General features: G+C 66.0%; 12 protein-coding genes and 1 pseudogene. 8 read left to right on the top strand and 5 right to left on the bottom strand.

What is annotated here, in order from left to right:
- Positions 1-16: 16 nt before the first annotated feature.
- The gene (locus LK459_RS11855; RefSeq protein WP_227918504.1) at positions 17-532 is read right to left on the bottom strand and encodes an anti-sigma factor; all 516 of its coding nucleotides are present in this window, start codon (positions 530-532) and stop codon (positions 17-19) included.
- Positions 533-744: 212 nt separating this feature from the next.
- On the opposite strand from LK459_RS11855, the gene LK459_RS11850 reads away from it, so the two are divergent.
- Positions 745-1,521, top strand: a complete 777-nt coding sequence (locus LK459_RS11850) for a methyltransferase (RefSeq protein WP_007238579.1) — start codon at positions 745-747, stop codon at positions 1,519-1,521.
- Between the two features lie 11 nt (positions 1,522-1,532).
- Positions 1,533-1,739, top strand: a complete 207-nt coding sequence (locus tag LK459_RS11845; RefSeq protein ID WP_373279021.1) for a CDGSH iron-sulfur domain-containing protein — start codon at positions 1,533-1,535, stop codon at positions 1,737-1,739.
- 20 nt (positions 1,740-1,759) lie between these two features.
- Here the strand turns inward: LK459_RS11845 and LK459_RS11840 are convergent, their stop codons facing one another.
- The gene (locus tag LK459_RS11840; RefSeq protein WP_227918503.1) at positions 1,760-2,806 is read right to left on the bottom strand and encodes an iron-containing redox enzyme family protein; all 1,047 of its coding nucleotides are present in this window, start codon (positions 2,804-2,806) and stop codon (positions 1,760-1,762) included.
- Between the two features lie 85 nt (positions 2,807-2,891).
- Complete coding sequence (locus LK459_RS11835) at positions 2,892-4,277, bottom strand: styrene monooxygenase/indole monooxygenase family protein (RefSeq protein ID WP_227918502.1); 1,386 nt, start codon at positions 4,275-4,277, stop codon at positions 2,892-2,894.
- A 151-nt stretch (positions 4,278-4,428) separates the two neighbouring features.
- Between LK459_RS11835 and LK459_RS11830 the strand changes: the two genes are divergently transcribed.
- Together LK459_RS11830 and LK459_RS11825 are read left to right on the top strand one after the other, a co-directional pair.
- Complete coding sequence (locus LK459_RS11830; RefSeq protein WP_227918496.1) at positions 4,429-6,603, top strand: acyltransferase family protein; 2,175 nt, start codon at positions 4,429-4,431, stop codon at positions 6,601-6,603.
- Between the two features lie 245 nt (positions 6,604-6,848).
- Positions 6,849-8,198, top strand: coding sequence for an acyltransferase (locus tag LK459_RS11825; RefSeq protein ID WP_227918494.1), 1,350 nt, complete (start codon positions 6,849-6,851; stop codon positions 8,196-8,198).
- On the opposite strand, the gene LK459_RS11820 is transcribed toward LK459_RS11825, so the two are convergent.
- Positions 8,135-8,728 carry a SanA/YdcF family protein gene (locus tag LK459_RS11820; protein ID WP_227923712.1) on the bottom strand — a complete coding sequence of 198 codons (594 nt, stop codon included), beginning with the start codon at positions 8,726-8,728 and terminating at the stop codon, positions 8,135-8,137. The two genes, LK459_RS11825 and LK459_RS11820, sit on opposite strands and share 64 nt — an antisense overlap.
- 161 nt (positions 8,729-8,889) lie before the next feature.
- Between LK459_RS11820 and LK459_RS11815 the strand changes: the two genes are divergently transcribed.
- From LK459_RS11815 to LK459_RS11805, 3 genes are all read left to right on the top strand, one after another.
- Positions 8,890-10,314, top strand: a complete 1,425-nt coding sequence (locus LK459_RS11815) for a WS/DGAT/MGAT family O-acyltransferase (protein WP_227918492.1) — start codon at positions 8,890-8,892, stop codon at positions 10,312-10,314.
- Positions 10,315-10,618: 304 nt separating this feature from the next.
- Positions 10,619-14,218 carry a heterodisulfide reductase-related iron-sulfur binding cluster gene (locus LK459_RS11810; protein ID WP_227918491.1) on the top strand — a complete coding sequence of 1,200 codons (3,600 nt, stop codon included), beginning with the start codon at positions 10,619-10,621 and terminating at the stop codon, positions 14,216-14,218.
- 219 nt (positions 14,219-14,437) lie between these two features.
- A complete protein-coding gene (locus LK459_RS11805; RefSeq protein ID WP_227918489.1) occupies positions 14,438-15,691 on the top strand; it encodes a pyridoxal phosphate-dependent aminotransferase in 1,254 nt (417 codons plus the stop codon).
- Here LK459_RS11805 and LK459_RS23295 read toward each other — a convergent pair.
- A pseudogene (locus LK459_RS23295) lies at positions 15,615-15,791 on the bottom strand (hypothetical protein); the annotation flags it as partial. The gene LK459_RS11805 and the pseudogene LK459_RS23295 overlap by 77 nt on opposite strands.
- Here LK459_RS23295 and LK459_RS23175 point away from each other — a divergent pair.
- Positions 15,717-15,875 (top strand): hypothetical protein, encoded by a 159-nt coding sequence (locus LK459_RS23175; protein ID WP_265416842.1) that lies wholly within the window; start codon positions 15,717-15,719, stop codon positions 15,873-15,875. The pseudogene LK459_RS23295 and the gene LK459_RS23175 overlap by 75 nt on opposite strands.
- The last annotated feature ends 60 nt before the right edge of the window (positions 15,876-15,935 follow it).

Here is a 15,935-nt window from a genome sequence, read left to right as displayed (position 1 = left end):
GCACATCAGACCACGGTCATTCGACAGTGCCGCGCTTGGCGATTCGCACCCGCATACTCCGCCCGGCCCGTCCGTCGGGTCTGGCATGCCGACCACCGACCAGCAGCTGTCGAGCAGCGCCGTCGGAGGAGGCGGAGGCATTGTCGTCGGAAACACTCACCGACCGCGCGTCGGTGAGTGTCTCGAGTACCCGCCACCCGAATCCAGTTGTGTCGACGTCGAATCGCGGGTCGACCGTGGCTTCGAAGTCGCACACGAAATCCGCTTCGTCGACGCACAGGGCGACGTCGAGGCGCGGTGCCCGATCGGACGCGCCTGCCATGAGCTGCGAGCAGACCTCGTCGACGGCGAGCTTCACGTCGACGACGTCGTCGAACACCCAGTCCGCGGCGAACAGCGCGTGCTCGACCACGGAGCGGATGATCGGCAGACTGTCCGGTATCGCAGGTACCGACACCGTGATCCTGCCGTCGAGCGCGCCGACGCTGTCGTCGATCGTCGCTCGTTCGTCGGCGATTCCGTGATCCCCCACGGTCGTCCTCTCGTCTCGTTGTCCTGCCGCCCGGTGCCGTCCCGGCGCGCCCTGTCTCAGTTCGCCTCCTGCCGACCGGCGCGGTGGCGCCACCGTCACAGAGCGGCGTACCCACCCTCACCGCACATCAAACACCGGTCACGATGTTTGGTTTCCCGCCGCTCGGGTATTCCGATCATTGTCACTCGATCCTGCAGAAAAGGTAGAGACGTATGAAGCCCGGTACCCCGGCGATTTCCACACCCATCACGGCGATTCCGACCCCGACGGTCGATGCCTCCCTCACAGATCGGCTGACGGACAACCGCGATCTCACCGATGTGTATCGGCCACAAGAAGACACATGGCTGCTGATCGAGCAGTTGTGTCTCGGCGGTTTCGCGTCCGGTGCGCGCGTGGCGGATCTGTGTACCGGTAGCGGGGTGATCGCTTATGAGTGCGCGGCACTCGGCGCACAGTCGGTCCTCGCGATCGACAGTTGTCCGACCGCCGTCGAGGCTGCGCGCGAACGCTGTGACAAGGCCCCGTGTGCGGTGACGGTGGAACACGGCGATGTCTCGACGCTGGTCGGACGCGGCCGTTTCGACCTCGTCACGTGCAATCCCCCGTATGTGCCCGCTCTACCGCTCGCCAGCGCCGACGTCCTGGACCCAGAGATGGCGCCCCGACATTCGTGGGAGGCGGGAACCGACGGCCGCAGGGTGTTGAACACGCTGTGCGCGATCACCCCTCACCTACTGGCTCCCGGCGGAACGTTGTTGGTGGTCCAGTCGGAGTTCGCGAACATCGACACCACGGTGGAGTCGCTGCGTTTCAGCGGGTTGAACGTCGAGATCGTCGCGACCAAGTCCATTCCGTTCGGACCCGTGCTGCGACGGCAGAGCGCGTGGCTCGAGGCGCGCGCCCTGCTCGAACCGGGACGTCGAACGGAGAAGCTCGCTGTCATCGCCGCACACCGCGCGGAGTCGACCGACGGTGCGCGGCGATGAGTGAGCGGTCGATGAATGCGCGACGTGACGCCGTGCCCGTGCGGGTGAGTCGCGGCGGCCCCGTGATGATCCCCGGGCCCGTCGACATCGAGCTCCCGGACGGCACCCACGTGCAGTCAGACCGGTTCCTCGTCGCGGTGTGCGCCTGTGGCCGGAGCCGGACCTACCCCCTGTGCGACACCAGTCATCGGCGACGTCGAGCGTCGCCCTCGACATAGCCGAAGCCGAGCGCCGCGGTTCAGCGTAGGTTGCCGCCATCGGCCCAGAGCTGCTTCAGCCCGGCGTCGAAGGCATCTTCGACCAGCAGGAACCCACGGATACCGAGAACCACATCCCGTTCGAGTTCTGGCTCCGCTGCGACGAGATCGCCGACGACGTCCGTGCGCAGGACCTGCTCGTGCACGGCGTCGGCCTCCACATGTTCTGAGTAGAAGTATTGGCACTCTGCGGGTGCGTCGAGGCTCCTCAGCCCCGCGAGTAGTCGCGCCGAACCAGGTGACGACGTGATCTCGGTTGCCGCCAGGTGCCCGACGGCGGCGGCTCTCAGCGCACGGTGCAGCCCGAACATCGACATGAGATTGACCGGTGCGATGGCCCAGCCCGGCGCTCGATCCAGGTAGTGCAGATGATCAGTGCACAGTCCGGCGGCGTCCATCAGGTCAGCGAACAATTCTTGGTGCACAGCCTCGCCGCGACCCCCACCGAACTCGTCGAACTCCACGGCGACGAAGGCTGCCTTCGCCGTGCCGCGCAGCCGCGGTATGGCCCACGCGTGGGGGTCGGCCTCTTTCAGGTGGTAGATCGAGCGCATCGCGAAGAGGTCCAGGAACTTGTCCCACTCGGGCTCATCGCGGAGTAGGTAGGAGACGCCGTCGCCCTCGGGCGGAGTGACGCTGAGCGCGTCCATCTCGTCATTCGCGGTCAGACCACCGAGTTCGCCGACGTCTCGCCGGACGGCACCGAGGAACAACTGCTCGAGCCGGCGGCGGAACGCCAACACCGACACGTCCCATTCCCGGTCGTCGTCGACGCCGTCGAAACCCGAGTAGTGCAGCTCGTACGCGACGTAGAGCGCCAACTGCAGGTCGTCACCGTACGGATCGGGGTCCGTGATCTCCTGCACGGACGCCGGCATCTCGGTGCCCTCGGCGAGTGCGGTGATGAGTTGTTCCGACAGCGGGCCACGCGGGCGCGGCAGTCGCGCCCGCGTGGAGGTCCTACTCCGGGCATCGAACCCACGGACTGGGGCATCGAAACCTCGGACATGCTGCGCGGTATCGGTCACGTCGTCCTCCTGGCACTGGACAGCGGCGTTCTGCCCTCCTTACCAGGCATACCCCGCGGCCGGGAAGATCAAACATCGTCAGCGCTCAGGCGGGTACTGCCCTGGAGCCGAAGCTTCCGACGGGCTCGAACCTCCCCAGCACGTCATCGGCCGATTCACCGGACACCGCGGTGATGAAACCGAGGACGTCGTCACGGTCGCCGAGGGTCAGGAGCGGGTTGGGATCGGAGAGCAGCCCGAAGAGTGCCGACGCGACGTCGGTGTTGACGGCCGCGGCCGGGAACGCCAACTCGAGATGGGTCGCGTAGTCGGGATCGCCGAGATAGAGCCGGGTCACCTCCACCGACGCGTGTCCTCTCCTCTCCCAATGCTTCTCGAACTCATCGGTCAACCATTGCGCCGTGAACTCGGCCGATGGATCGTCGTCGATCCGCGCCTTGGCGGCCCGCACCAACTCGGCGACCTGGATCAGTGAGTTCTGTGCGCCCTGGCCTGCGACGGGGTCGACGGCGATCGCGGTGTCGCCGATCGCCGCGACGACGTGCCCGCTGCGTGTCGTCCCGACGGGCTTGCGGACGGTCGGGGTGACACCGCCCGTCAACCACGAGTACGGATCGGCGTCGATGACCTGCAGTTCGTGAATCGCAGGCGCGTCGGCGGGGAACCATTCGTCGAAGATGTCGACGATCGCCTGCCGCGCCGACACGGAGTCGGTGACGGTGTCGATCAGGGGTGCCCACGCGCCGTCGGGCTTGGCGAAGACGATGAACGACCATGTCGCACCTGCGTCCTTGTGTAGGAAGGGACCGACGAAGATCTCGCCGTTGTCGCTGTCGAGGTTGAACAGCGACTGGCGTCCGCCGTCGGCCGCGCGATAGGCGAAGGTGTCGGGTCCGTGGTCGAGTCCGGTCAGCGTGACCTGTAGGAGTCGACGCTGCGGTTCGCGGTAGTGGGTGCGCTCGTCATCGATCGGGAAGAACGACGCCAGCCCGCCCTTGCCCGTGGCCACCAGGGTGAGGTCGCTCGCCGCCGCGATCTCGTCGAGGCGGTCGGGGTCGACGGCTTCGACCTCGAAGCGTCCGCCGCGTTCGAGGAACCGACCCAGCCTGTCGTCGGCGCGCAGTCGCAGGTCGACCGCCTGTGCGACATAACCGTAGTCGGGGTTGAACTCGAGGACGTCGACACGCTCGGCGCCCTCGCCCGACGACAGTCGGACGCTGATGCCGGTGGTGTTACCCACCTCGTAGAGGTCGTCGATGATCTGCGCGTCCCAGTCTCGCGAACTGCCGAACAAGACCCCGACGCCCGTCGGTGGGACCTTGTCGCGCAACGATTCCCGGTCGCGGTCGCTGTAGAGCGTGACGTCGAACCCGGCATCGAGGAAGCCGAGTGCCGCACTCGTCCCGGTTACTCCGGCGCCGACGACCACGACGGACGGGCGGTCGTGGGGTCCGCGGTTCTCTTCTGCCATGTGTGCTCCTTGTCGTGAGGGCGGTAGGTCGGGTGAGCACAGCGTGCGCGATGCGGTGTGGTGAAAGAAGATTTAGAAGCACGAAGGCGCAAACCTCCCGCGCCGGAGGGGTCCACGGGGTGGGCGGTTTGTCGCAGTACCATCGCTGCCTGTGAGTTCCACGCTGTCCGACGCCGGGATCGCTCCCGGCACCCCGAACGAGGACGCCGCGACCGGCAACACCTCGGGGTATCGGCTCGACCTCGACGGTCTGCGTGGCATTGCGATCGCGCTCGTCGCGATCTTCCATGTGTGGTTCGGCCGGGTGTCCGGCGGCGTCGACGTGTTCCTCACGCTGTCGGGCTACTTCTTCATCGCGTCGTTGCTCAAGCACGTCATAGCAACGAATTCGTCTTCGGTGCCGTGGCGCCGTGCGGTCGACCCGTGGCCGCGGTTCTGGCGGCTGGCACGTCGTCTGCTGCCCGCACTGCTCGTCGTGCTGGTCGTCGTCACCGCGCTGATCGCGCTGGTCATGCCCAGAACCCGTTGGGGCCCTTTGGGTTCGGAGATCCAGGCTAGTGCGCTGTATTACCAGAACTGGCATCTCGCGTTCGACTCGCAGGACTATGCGGCAGCCGATTCGGCGAACAGTCCGCTGCAGCACCTGTGGTCGATGTCGATGCAGGGACAGTTCTTCGTTCTCACGCTCGTCTGCATGCTCGCGCTCGGAGGCGTCCTGAAGTTGCTCGCTCGGCGCTTCGCGGTGTTCGGTGAGGCCAGGGTCATCCGCGGCATCGTCGGACTCGCGCTGCTCGCGGTCGCCGTCGTGTCGTTCGTCTGGGCCGTGTACCGCCACGACGTCAATCAACCCTTCAACTACTACGACACGGTCGCGCGCCTGTGGGAGCCGCTGGCGGGTGGGCTGCTGGCGGTCGTGATCCCGCAGCGGCTGACGCGTCGCGCTCCCGGGCGCCCGCGACTGTCGATGCCCGGCTGGCTGCGCGACGTCGTCGGCGTGGCGGCACTCGCCCTCATCGTGACCTGCGGCTGGTGGATCAGCGGAGTGTCGGAGTACCCGGGCGTCTGGGCGTGGGTACCCGTCGGTGCGACGCTCGCACTGATCTGGACCGGTTCACCCGCCGCCCGGGAGGCGACGTCGAACGACGAGGGTGTCGTCAGCCGCGGACTCGCGCACCCGAGGCTGGTGTGGCTCGGTTCGGTGGCCTACGCGCTCTACCTGTGGCACTGGCCGCTGCTCATCTTCTACCTCGCGTGGCGCTACCAGGACGACGTGAGCTGGTTCGAGGGCACTGCGATCCTGGTGGTGTCGCTGCTGCTCGCGTGGCTGACGACCCGATACATAGAAGCTCCCCTGCGGTCCGGGCGGGCTGCGGGATTCGGTCGCGCCTACCGCGTCACACTCACCGCGGTGATCGTGATCGCGACGATCATCGCGGGCACCACCGCCGTCGTCTGGCAGCGCAACGCAGCCAACGCCACGGTCAACACCGACAACCTCGACCCCAGGCTGTACCCGGGTGCGCGCGCCTACCTCGACGGAGCACCGACGCCCCACGTCGACCCGCAGCCGAGTCCGGAGGTCGTCGACAAGGACTGGCCGATCACCTCCTACGACTCGATGATCAGCGGCTGGAAGGACCCGTCGATCAAGGTCGGCGTCTACGGCGACGCCTCGGCAACACGCACGGTCGCACTGGTCGGCGGATCGCATGCCGAGCAGTGGATCACCGCACTCGACGCCGTCGGCAAGCAGCGCGGATTCCGGGTGACCACCTACCTCAAGGTCGGTTGCGCGCTGACCACCTCGCACGTGTTCACCTGGTTCGGCCAGAAGTACTACCAGTGCAACGACTGGTCGCGACGCGTGATGGACCGCCTCGCCGTCGACAAGCCCGACGTCGTGTTCACCAACAGCACCCGACCGGTGGAGAACGGTCCCGGCGACACGGTCCCGACCGACTACACCGACATCTTCACGCAGTTCCGCGAGCGCGGGCAGCGGGTCGTCGCCGTGCGTGACAACCCCTGGGCACACGGGAAGCTCAAGCCACCCGAGTGCCTGGCGCAGGGTAAGAAGCCGCAGGTGTGCGGGGTCGAGCGCGACGTGGCCATGGCGCAGACCGATCCGGCCCAGGCGATCGCAGCGCAGTATCCCAACATGTCGTTCCTGGACTACACCGATGCCATGTGCAGCCCGACCTACTGCCCCGCGGTCGTCGGAAACGTCCTGGTGTGGCACGACTATCACCACCTGTCGGCGACGTTCGTCCGCAGTCTCATCCCCGCGGTCGACGCCGACCTACACCGGGCCCTGCAGTGGTGGTGAGCCGACCGAGCACGCATGCTTCCTGACAAGCGGTGAGACCCCCTGACAGCGTCGTCTCAGGGCACGTCCAGACTTCGCTGATAAGCTCATCACCGATAACGGACGGATCACGGCACGCGATATCGATGCTGCCGCTCCGCCGGTGAGTTCGGGCACAGCCGCTCAGAGCACACAACACCGGCCGTCGACCCGCTCCGCAACAACAGCTATCAGTCCACAACAGCGGTCAGGGGCGATTGTCGAGTATGACGACGTTGGTTTCGCGTGCGAACGAGTCGACGGCCGATGCCGTCGCATCGACGCCGCGTCCCGCCCGTCGCCCCTACCTGCATCACGTCGACCTGATCCGCACGGTGACGTTCTCGCTCGTCATTTTCGTGCACTGCCTCACGCAGACGACCGACGAGTACACCAGCATGCCGGTGAACACCACATCGCTACTGCTGCACTTCACGCGCAACACCTTCTTCGCGCTGACCGGGTTCGTGTTGATGTACCAGAACTTCGACAAGCCCGACTTCAGTGCGCTCTCGTTCTGGCAGCGCCGTATCAAGCTGGTGATCTACCCGTACGTGATCTGGTCCGCGATCTACTGGGTGGTCAACATGTGGCTCGCGGACAAGCTCACCGAGATCCCGACGAGCCTGGGCAACTTCTTCTACCAGCTCAGTTGGGGCCTGTCCGGCTTCCAGATGTATTTCCTGTTCGTCATGCTGCAGGTCTATCTGATCTTCCCGCTCGTGGTGTGGTTGGTCCGTGCCACCTCGGGGCATCACGGCCTGCTGCTCGGCGCGAGCCTCGCAGCACAGTTCGCGATCGTCTCGACCATCACGCACTGGAATCCGCCCGCGTCGGTCGCGGCGCACTGGTGGCACAACTACGCCACGTTCGTCCCCTACCAGTTCTTCATCCTCTACGGCGCGGTCGCCGCGGTGCACCGCAAGCGCATCGGGGAATGGCTGTCGGGCAAGGGCTGGTGGTTGTTCACGGCGTTGCTGGTCACCGCCGCCATCGCGGTCGGCTCGTACATCGGTGGCGTGTGGTTCGCGGGAAAGCCCGTGCATGACAACAATTCCGCCTTCTACCCTGCACTGGTTCCGTTCCTGATCGTCGCGATGACCTGTCTGTACGCGGCAGCTCTGCATTGGGCCGAGAACCGTCGCGAGTACACGCCCCGATTCGCGCGGGCGGTGAAGTACGCGTCCAACCGCTCGTTCCCGGTGTTCCTCGTCCATGTGCTGGTACTGACACTGATCATGTATCCGCAACGCAACGGAACGTCGTGGGTGCGGGATGCTATCGGACAGCCATGGGCGACGTTGTTCGTCTACGTGGCGACGTTGGCCGGTTCGCTGCTACTGGTCGAGATCCTGCGCCGACTTCCCGGCTCGCTGTACCTGACGGGCAGGCCGCGGATTCCGCTCCCCACCGTCCGCGTACCCGCCGCCTTTATCCCCGCCGCCTTTATCCCCGCCGGCCGGAGGCGCAGCCGTGCGGCCGACCGCGCAGATTCCGACGATGCTGCTTCCGATCAGATCCCGGTCACGAGCGACACCAACGCCCGCGGTCGCGCGAGCAGCGCCTCGCGCAGGTGATTGCGCACCAGTGTCACGAACGAACAGTCGCATGCCGCCTCGACGCCCACCGCGTCGACACCCCGAGCTCTGCACAACGCGATCGCGCGACCGAGATGGAAATCCTGGGTGACGATGACCACCGGCGTCGACGGCGGTGCGGACGTGACCGATCCGATCACCCCGGGAAGCCGCCGACAACTGCGCTCGGTGTCGTAGCCGGCGGGGTCGTCGACGATCACCGTCGACGGCACACCGCGCGCCTGCAGATAGGTGCGCATGACGGTCGGCTCGTCTCCGGCATCCGCGTCGCCGTTACCCGACACCACAATGCGCGTGACCTTGCCGGTTCGATATGCCTCGAGTGCCGTGTCGAGGCGGCCACGCACATAAGAGCCCGGCTCACCGTCGGACACCAGCGAACCGAGGACGAGAAGCGTCGAGTGTTTAGGAATGCTCCGCGCGTCGACGATCCTGCCGTGCGACGCCGCATACACCCAGGTAGCGGCGATGGTCGCCACGAGCTCGCCGAGCACGAGCAGCACCAGCACGGACCTCCCGGCAATCGTCCTCGTCCTCACCGGTCACACCGTAGTGACCGTCGATGCGTCTAACCCGTGTGTGGTCCACGGGGCGCGGTGGATACTGGTGTGATCCCGGGCGGCTCGACGCGTAGTGTGACCGTCATCACCGAACAGCAACAGGGGGCCTCATGCCATATATGCCCGTCACCGAATCGATGTTCCTGTTCGCCGAGACGCGAGAACAACCGATGCATGTCGGCGGACTGCAGTTGTTCGTGCCACCAGAGGGGACCTCGGCGAGTGAACTCGCCGAGGAGATGGTCGACCGATTCACCAGTGCCACCGACGTGCACCCGCGATTCCGCCAACGCCCCGCGTCGCCTGCATCGCTGTTCGGGCTGGTCGCCTGGACCCACGACGACGAGATCGACTTCGACTACCACGTTCGACGCACCGTGCTTCCCCGCCCGGGTCGCGTTCGTGAACTCCTGCGTTATGTGTCGTTGCAGCATTCGGCACTACTCGACCGCAACCGGCCCATGTGGGAGGCGCACATCGTCGAGGGTCTCGCCGACGGCCGGGTGGCGCTCTACACCAAGATCCACCACTCGCTCGTCGACGGCGTGTCCGCACTGCGTCTGCTCGAACGCACCCTGACGGCAGACCCAGACGACCGCACGGGTACGGCACCGTGGGATCCCCACTTGTTCCGATCCTCGCGGACACGCACCGAGAGTTCCGACGCCGCATCCGGCGGTGGCTTCTCGATCCCGGGCGTCTCCACGTTGACGGGCGCGCTGGGCGGGGCCTTCGACGTGACGCGTCAGGTGATGGGCGTGGGTCCGGCAGCCGCGCGCATCGCGTGGACAGCACTGACCGACCCCGACATCGCCGTTCCCTTCCAACCAGCACCCAAGACGATTCTCGACGTCCCGGTCGGCGCGGCACGACGTTTCGCAGCGCAGCAATGGGAGACCAGCAGACTGCGGGAGGTCTCCGGCGGACTCGGCATCACTCTCAACGACGTCATCGTCGCGATGTGCTCGGGCGCCCTGCGGTCGTACCTCATCGATCGTGACGAACTCCCCGACGCCCCACTCGTCGCGGCCCTTCCGGTGTCACTGCACTCCGACAACTCCAACTACGGCAACCAGATCACGATGATTCTCGCGAATCTCGCGACAAACCAACCGGATCCGGAGCGTCGGCTGGCGACACTGGTGAAGTCGACGCGCGAATCCAAACGCGTCATCCGTGGCCTGTCGCCACTGCAGTCGCTGGCGTACGGCGCCGCGGCCATCGCGCCGCTCGCGCTGGCGACCGTTCCCGGGTTCGTCCGCTACACGCCCCCACAGTTCAACCTGATCATCAGCAACGTCCCCGGACCGAGCGAGCATCTGTACTGGAACGGCGCACGACTCGACGGCGTGTACCCGGTCTCGATCCCGATGAGCGGGTCGGCGCTCAACATCACGGTGACCTCGACGGCCGAGCACGTGAACTTCGGGCTGATAGGGGCGCGCAAGGAGCTACCGAGCCTGCAGCGCCTGCTCACGCACCTCGACACCGCGCTCGAGGAGTTGGAGAAGATCGCGGCGACGTCGACGATCTGACGCTCGGCGTAACAAAACGTCAACGCGAGAATCCCGACCTGACGACATGCCGAGCTGAAGACACCGGATCGGCGACGCAATCGATGAGGCGACAGTCACAGATCTCGCTATCTGACTAGATAGTAAGTTACTCGCGAGTATCATCGCGGTATCTCAATGGCTGCCGCCGTGGCCAGGTTAGGGCAACCTTGGCAGCGCTTGGGAGCCGTGACGAATTACGGTTACCTGTAGTAGACGTCCGACCCCGCGCACGTCAGCCCTGCGCGACTAGGTCGATGATCAACATGAGAGGGGCCGGGACGCCGTGAATGCCACGACGATCACCATCGGCACGATTGCCGCGATCATCAGCTTGTTCTGCTGGGCCAGCTTCCTGCGCGGCGTGTGGACCATGGTCCGGGCGATCGCCCAGGGGCAGAAGGTCGACAGCACCCGCTACTGGCCGGTCGGACCACGACTGTGGACGATGCTCAAGGAGTTCGTCGGCCACACGCGGATGGTGAAGTTCCGAACCGTCGGCTGGGCCCACTGGCTCGTCATGTTCGGATTCCTCATCGGGGCGATCTTCTGGTTCGAGGCGTACGGCCAGATCTTCGACCCTGAATTCCACTGGCCGGTCATCGGCGCGTGGCACATCTACATCTTCGCCGACGAGATACTCGGGCTCGGCACTGTGATCGGCATTCTCGCGCTGATGATCATCAGGCAGCTCAACCACCCGCGTGTGCCTACTCGATTGTCACGCTTCGCGGGCTCACGCTTCGGCGCCGCCTACTTCGTGGAGCTGGTGGTCCTCATCGAGGGCCTGGGCATGATCTTCGTGAAGACCTTCAAGATCTCGTCGGGCATCGAGGATCCGCCGATCTGGACGTCGTTCTTCACCCACTACTTCGCGCAGCTCTTCGAGGGGTCCTCGGTCTACTGGGTCACCGCCGCCGCGGTGGTCAAGCTCATGAGCGGCATGATCTGGCTCGCGGTCGTCGGAGCGAACATCGACTGGGGCGTCGCATGGCACCGGTTCGCGGCGTTCTTCAACATCTATCTCAAGCGTGAGCAGGATGGCGGCGTCGCACTCGGTGCGGCCAAGCCGATGATGAGCCAGGGCAAGGTCCTCGACATGGAGACCGCCGACCCCGACGTCGACGCCTTCGGTGCGGGCAAGGTCGAGGACTTCTCGTGGAAGGGGTGGCTCGACTTCACGACGTGTACCGAATGCGGTCGCTGCCAGAGCCAGTGCCCCGCGTGGAACACCGGTAAACCGTTGAGCCCCAAGCTGCTGATCATGTCGCTGCGCGATCACGCACAGGCCAAGGCGCCGTACCTGATCGCTGGTGGACGCAAGGACATGGGCGGCGACGAGGTCGGACTGGTCGACGCCGACGGCAACGTCGACGAGGCCAAGCTGGCCAAGATCCCCGAGTCGGCGCGTGCCGAGGCTTCTCGCAAGCTGGTCGGCGAGTCCAAGGGACTCATGGGCGGCGGCGAGGGCATCGTCGAAGAAGGCGGCGCCGGGAGCGAAGCGAGCGGGCCGAATCACATCAGCGCGTTCGACCCCGAACAGCTCGGCGCCGTCATCGACACCGAGACGCTGTGGAGTTGCACCACGTGTGGTGCGTGCGTCGAGCAGTGCCCCGTCGATATCGAGCACGTCGACCACATCATCGACATGCGCCGCTACCAGGTGCTCATCGAGTCCGACTTCCCGACCGAACTCGCGGGCATGTTCAAGAACCTCGAGAACAAGGGCAACCCCTGGGGTCAGAATTCGTCGGCGCGCACCAACTGGATCGACGAGATGGACATCGAGATCCCGGTGTTCGGCTCCGACGTCGAATCGTTCGAGGGCTTCGAGTACCTGTTCTGGGTTGGTTGCGCAGGCGCCTACGAGGACCGCGCGAAGAAGACCACCAAGGCCGTCGCCGAACTCCTCGACATCGCGGCGGTGAACTTCATGGTCCTCGGCGAGGGCGAAACCTGCACCGGTGACTCCGCTCGACGCGCAGGCAACGAGTTCCTATTCCAGATGCTGGCGCAGCAGAACATCGAAACCATCAACGGTGTCTTCGAGACCGCGCCGTCCCAGCGCAAGAAGGTCGTCGTGACCTGTGCGCACTGCTTCAACACGCTGTCGAACGAGTACCCACAGCTCGGCGCCAAGTACGAGGTCGTGCACCACACCCAGCTACTCAACCGGCTGGTGCGCGAGAAGCGCCTTGTGCCCGTCGCGCCCATGGGCGAAGGCGTGACCTACCACGACCCCTGCTATCTGGGACGCCACAACAAGGTCTACGACGCTCCGCGTGAGCTGATGGAGGCATCGGGGTCGACGCTGCGCGAGATGCCGCGCCACGGCGAGCGGTCCATGTGCTGCGGCGCTGGCGGAGCGCGCATGTGGATGGAAGAGCAGATCGGCAAGCGCATCAACATCGACCGGGTCGACGAGGCGCTCGACACTCTGGCCCCGGGAACCGCAGGGAACGACGAGACACCGCAGAAGATCGCGACCGGCTGCCCGTTCTGCCGCGTGATGCTGACCGACGGAGTCACCGCGCGGACGTCCGGCACCGAGAACGAGGGCAAGATCGAGGTCGTCGACGTCTCGCAGATGCTGCTCGACTCGGTCAAGCGTGGTCTGCCGGAGGTGACGCGCGGGGGCCGGTTCCTCGGACCGAACCCCAAGCCTGCCGCCGAGCCCGAACCCGAGCCGGAGAAGGAGAAGGTCGCCGCAGCCGCTCCTGCTGCTGCCGCAGCGGGAGCCGCCACCGACGCCAAGCCGAAGCCGAAGGTCGGCCTGGGTATGAAGGGCGGCAAGAAGCCCGGAGGCGCAGCGAAGGCACCCGCGGCGTCGAGTAGCGCACCGGCCGAAGAAGCGCCCGCCGAGAAGAAGCCCGCCGCAAAGGGATTCGGCATGAAGGGCGGAATCAAGAAGCCGGGTGCGAAGACAGCTGCCCCGTCGGCCGAGCCCGCTCCCGCGCAGACCGAGTCGTCGGCAGCCGTCGAGAACGCGGCGAACTCCACTGCCGACGAGCCGAAACCTGCCAAGGCCAAGGGCTTCGGCATGGCCGCTGGCAAGCGGCCGGGGATGAAGAAGCCCGGCGCGAGCACGAATGCAGCTGCAGCCGGTGCGGGAGTGACCGCTGCCGCCGAGAACAAGGTCGCAGAGACCGAGTCGGCACCCGACGCCGCACCCACCGCCGATACCGAATCGGCAACGGCTGCAAGCACTCCCGCCACGGAGGCATCTGCAACCACAGAGGCAAAGCCCGCTGCGACAACGGAGGCAAAGCCTGCCAAGGCCAAGGGGTTCGGCATGGCCGCGGGCAAGAAGCGCCCCGGAGGATCCGGGTCCGGTGCCGCGAAGCCGGCGGAGTCGGCCGACGAATCTGCGTCGACCACCGAGTCTGCCCCCGCGGCGGCGAGCAGCGCGCCCGAGCCGAGCACGTCCGACGCCGCCGAGGCCACGCCTGCTGCAACCACCGAGGCAAAGCCTGCCGCAACAACCGAGGCAAAGCCTGCCAAGGCCAAGGGATTCGGAATGGCCGCGGGCAAGAAGCGTCCCGGCGGCGCGTCGGCGCCGAAGGCTGCTGCTCCACAGGCCACTGCTGCGCCAGAGGCCCCCTCGAGTGAGGCACCCGAGGCTGAGGCGGCAGAGCCCGCCGCAGAGTCTGAGGCCGAGCCGCAGACCCCTGCGACGAGCGATTCGACGGAGTCCGAAGCGGCGTCAGGTGTGTCGAGCGAAACCGCCGACGACAGCGAGGCAGAGGCGTCGAACAGCGCGGCGTCGAACAGCGCGGCGTCGAACGGCGGTTCGGATTCCGACGGCCGCACGATCGCCGAGACGGGCGCGTCGAAGGCCAAGGGCTTCGGTATCGCCGCGGGGAAGAAGCGCCCCGGCCAGCGCTGATCAACGCACAGTCGACGTGCAGAAGCGCACATTCGACAGCCAGAGACGCCCACTCGATGCAGGCTTGCGTCGGGTGGGCGTTCTCATGCGTCGAGCGGGCGCTCCTGGCGGTCGACCGTGCGTTCTTTTCCGCCCAGCGGGCTCTCCACGCCGTCGACCGTGCGCGCCACTCGACGGCCCGAAAAAACCCGGTTGCCTGCGGCTGAGACAATTGAACTCGTGAGTAGGCCGTATGTATCGCACCTGAACCAGAACCTCAAGCCGTTGGAGCAGTCCGAGAAGCTGCAGAACGTCTGCTACGAGATCCGTGGGCCGGTGCACGCGCATGCGGCGCGACTCGAGGCAGAGGGCCATCGGATCATGAAACTCAACATCGGCAACCCCGCGCTGTTCGGTTTCGAGGCCCCCGACGTGATCATGCGCGACATGATCCATGCGCTGCCCTACTCGCAGGGCTATTCGGAGTCGGCGGGCGTACTGTCGGCGCGTCGTGCAGTGGTCACCCGTTACGAACTCCTGCCCGACTTTCCCTACTTCGACGTCGACGACGTCATACTCGGCAACGGCGTCTCCGAGCTCATCACCATGACGATGCAGGCGTTGCTCAACAACGGCGACGAAGTGCTGATCCCGGCCCCCGACTACCCGCTCTGGACGGCCATGACAGCGCTGTCCGGCGGAACCGCGGTGCACTACCGCTGCGACGAGGACAACGAGTGGAACCCCGACATCGCCGACATCGAGTCGAAGATCACCGACCGAACCAAGGCCATCGTCGTCATCAATCCCAACAATCCGACGGGTGCCGTCTACTCGCGTGAGGTACTCGAACAGCTCGCCGAGGTCGCGCGCCGACACTCTCTCCTCATCCTGGCCGACGAGATCTACGACAAGATCCTCTACGACGACGCCGAGCACATCAACATCGCGTCGCTGGCTCCCGACCTGCTGTGTCTGACGTTCAACGGCCTGTCGAAGGCGTACCGCGTCTGCGGCTATCGCGCCGGCTGGGTCGTGCTCACAGGCCCGAAGGACCACGCGAAGGGCTTCATCGAGGGTCTCGGCATCCTGGCGTCGACGCGCCTGTGCGCCAACGTCCCCGGACAGCACGCGATCCAGGTTGCGCTCGGCGGGTACCAGAGCATCGAAGCGCTCGTCGCGCCCGGCGGACGGCTCTACGAGCAGCGCAATGTGACCTGGCAGAAGCTCAACGAGATCCCCGGCGTCAGTTGCGTGAAACCCAAGGGCGCGCTGTACGCCTTCCCACGCCTCGACCCCGAGGTCCACGAGATCCACAACGACGAGCTGTTCGTCCAGGACCTGCTGCTCCAGGAGAAGATCCTGGTTGTGCAGGGCAGCGGCTTCAACCTCGACGACAACAATCATTTCCGCATCGTCACGCTTCCCTGGTCCCGTGACCTCGAGGACGCGGTCGAACGAATCGGCAACTTCCTGTCCTCGTACCACCAGTAGGCGGGCCGGGCCGGGTGCCGTCGGCGTGATCTGCGGTGCCCTCGGCGTCATCTGCGGTGCCGTCGGCGTGATCTGCGGTGCTGTCGGCGTGATCTGCGGTGCTGTCGGCGTGATCTGCGGTGCTGTCGGCATGATCCGTGGTGCTGTCGGCGCGATCCGTGGTGCCGTCGGCGCGCTAATGTGACACTCTGCGTTGTCACCATCTCTGGACATTAGTGTGACGCTCGGTTACGTTAACCCCAGC

Source organism: Gordonia otitidis (assembly GCF_020735545.1).
Lineage (GTDB): Bacteria > Actinomycetota > Actinomycetes > Mycobacteriales > Mycobacteriaceae > Gordonia > Gordonia otitidis.
The sequence above is the reverse complement of the archived record's forward strand: the minus strand, read 5'-3'. Positions and strand labels throughout refer to the sequence as shown.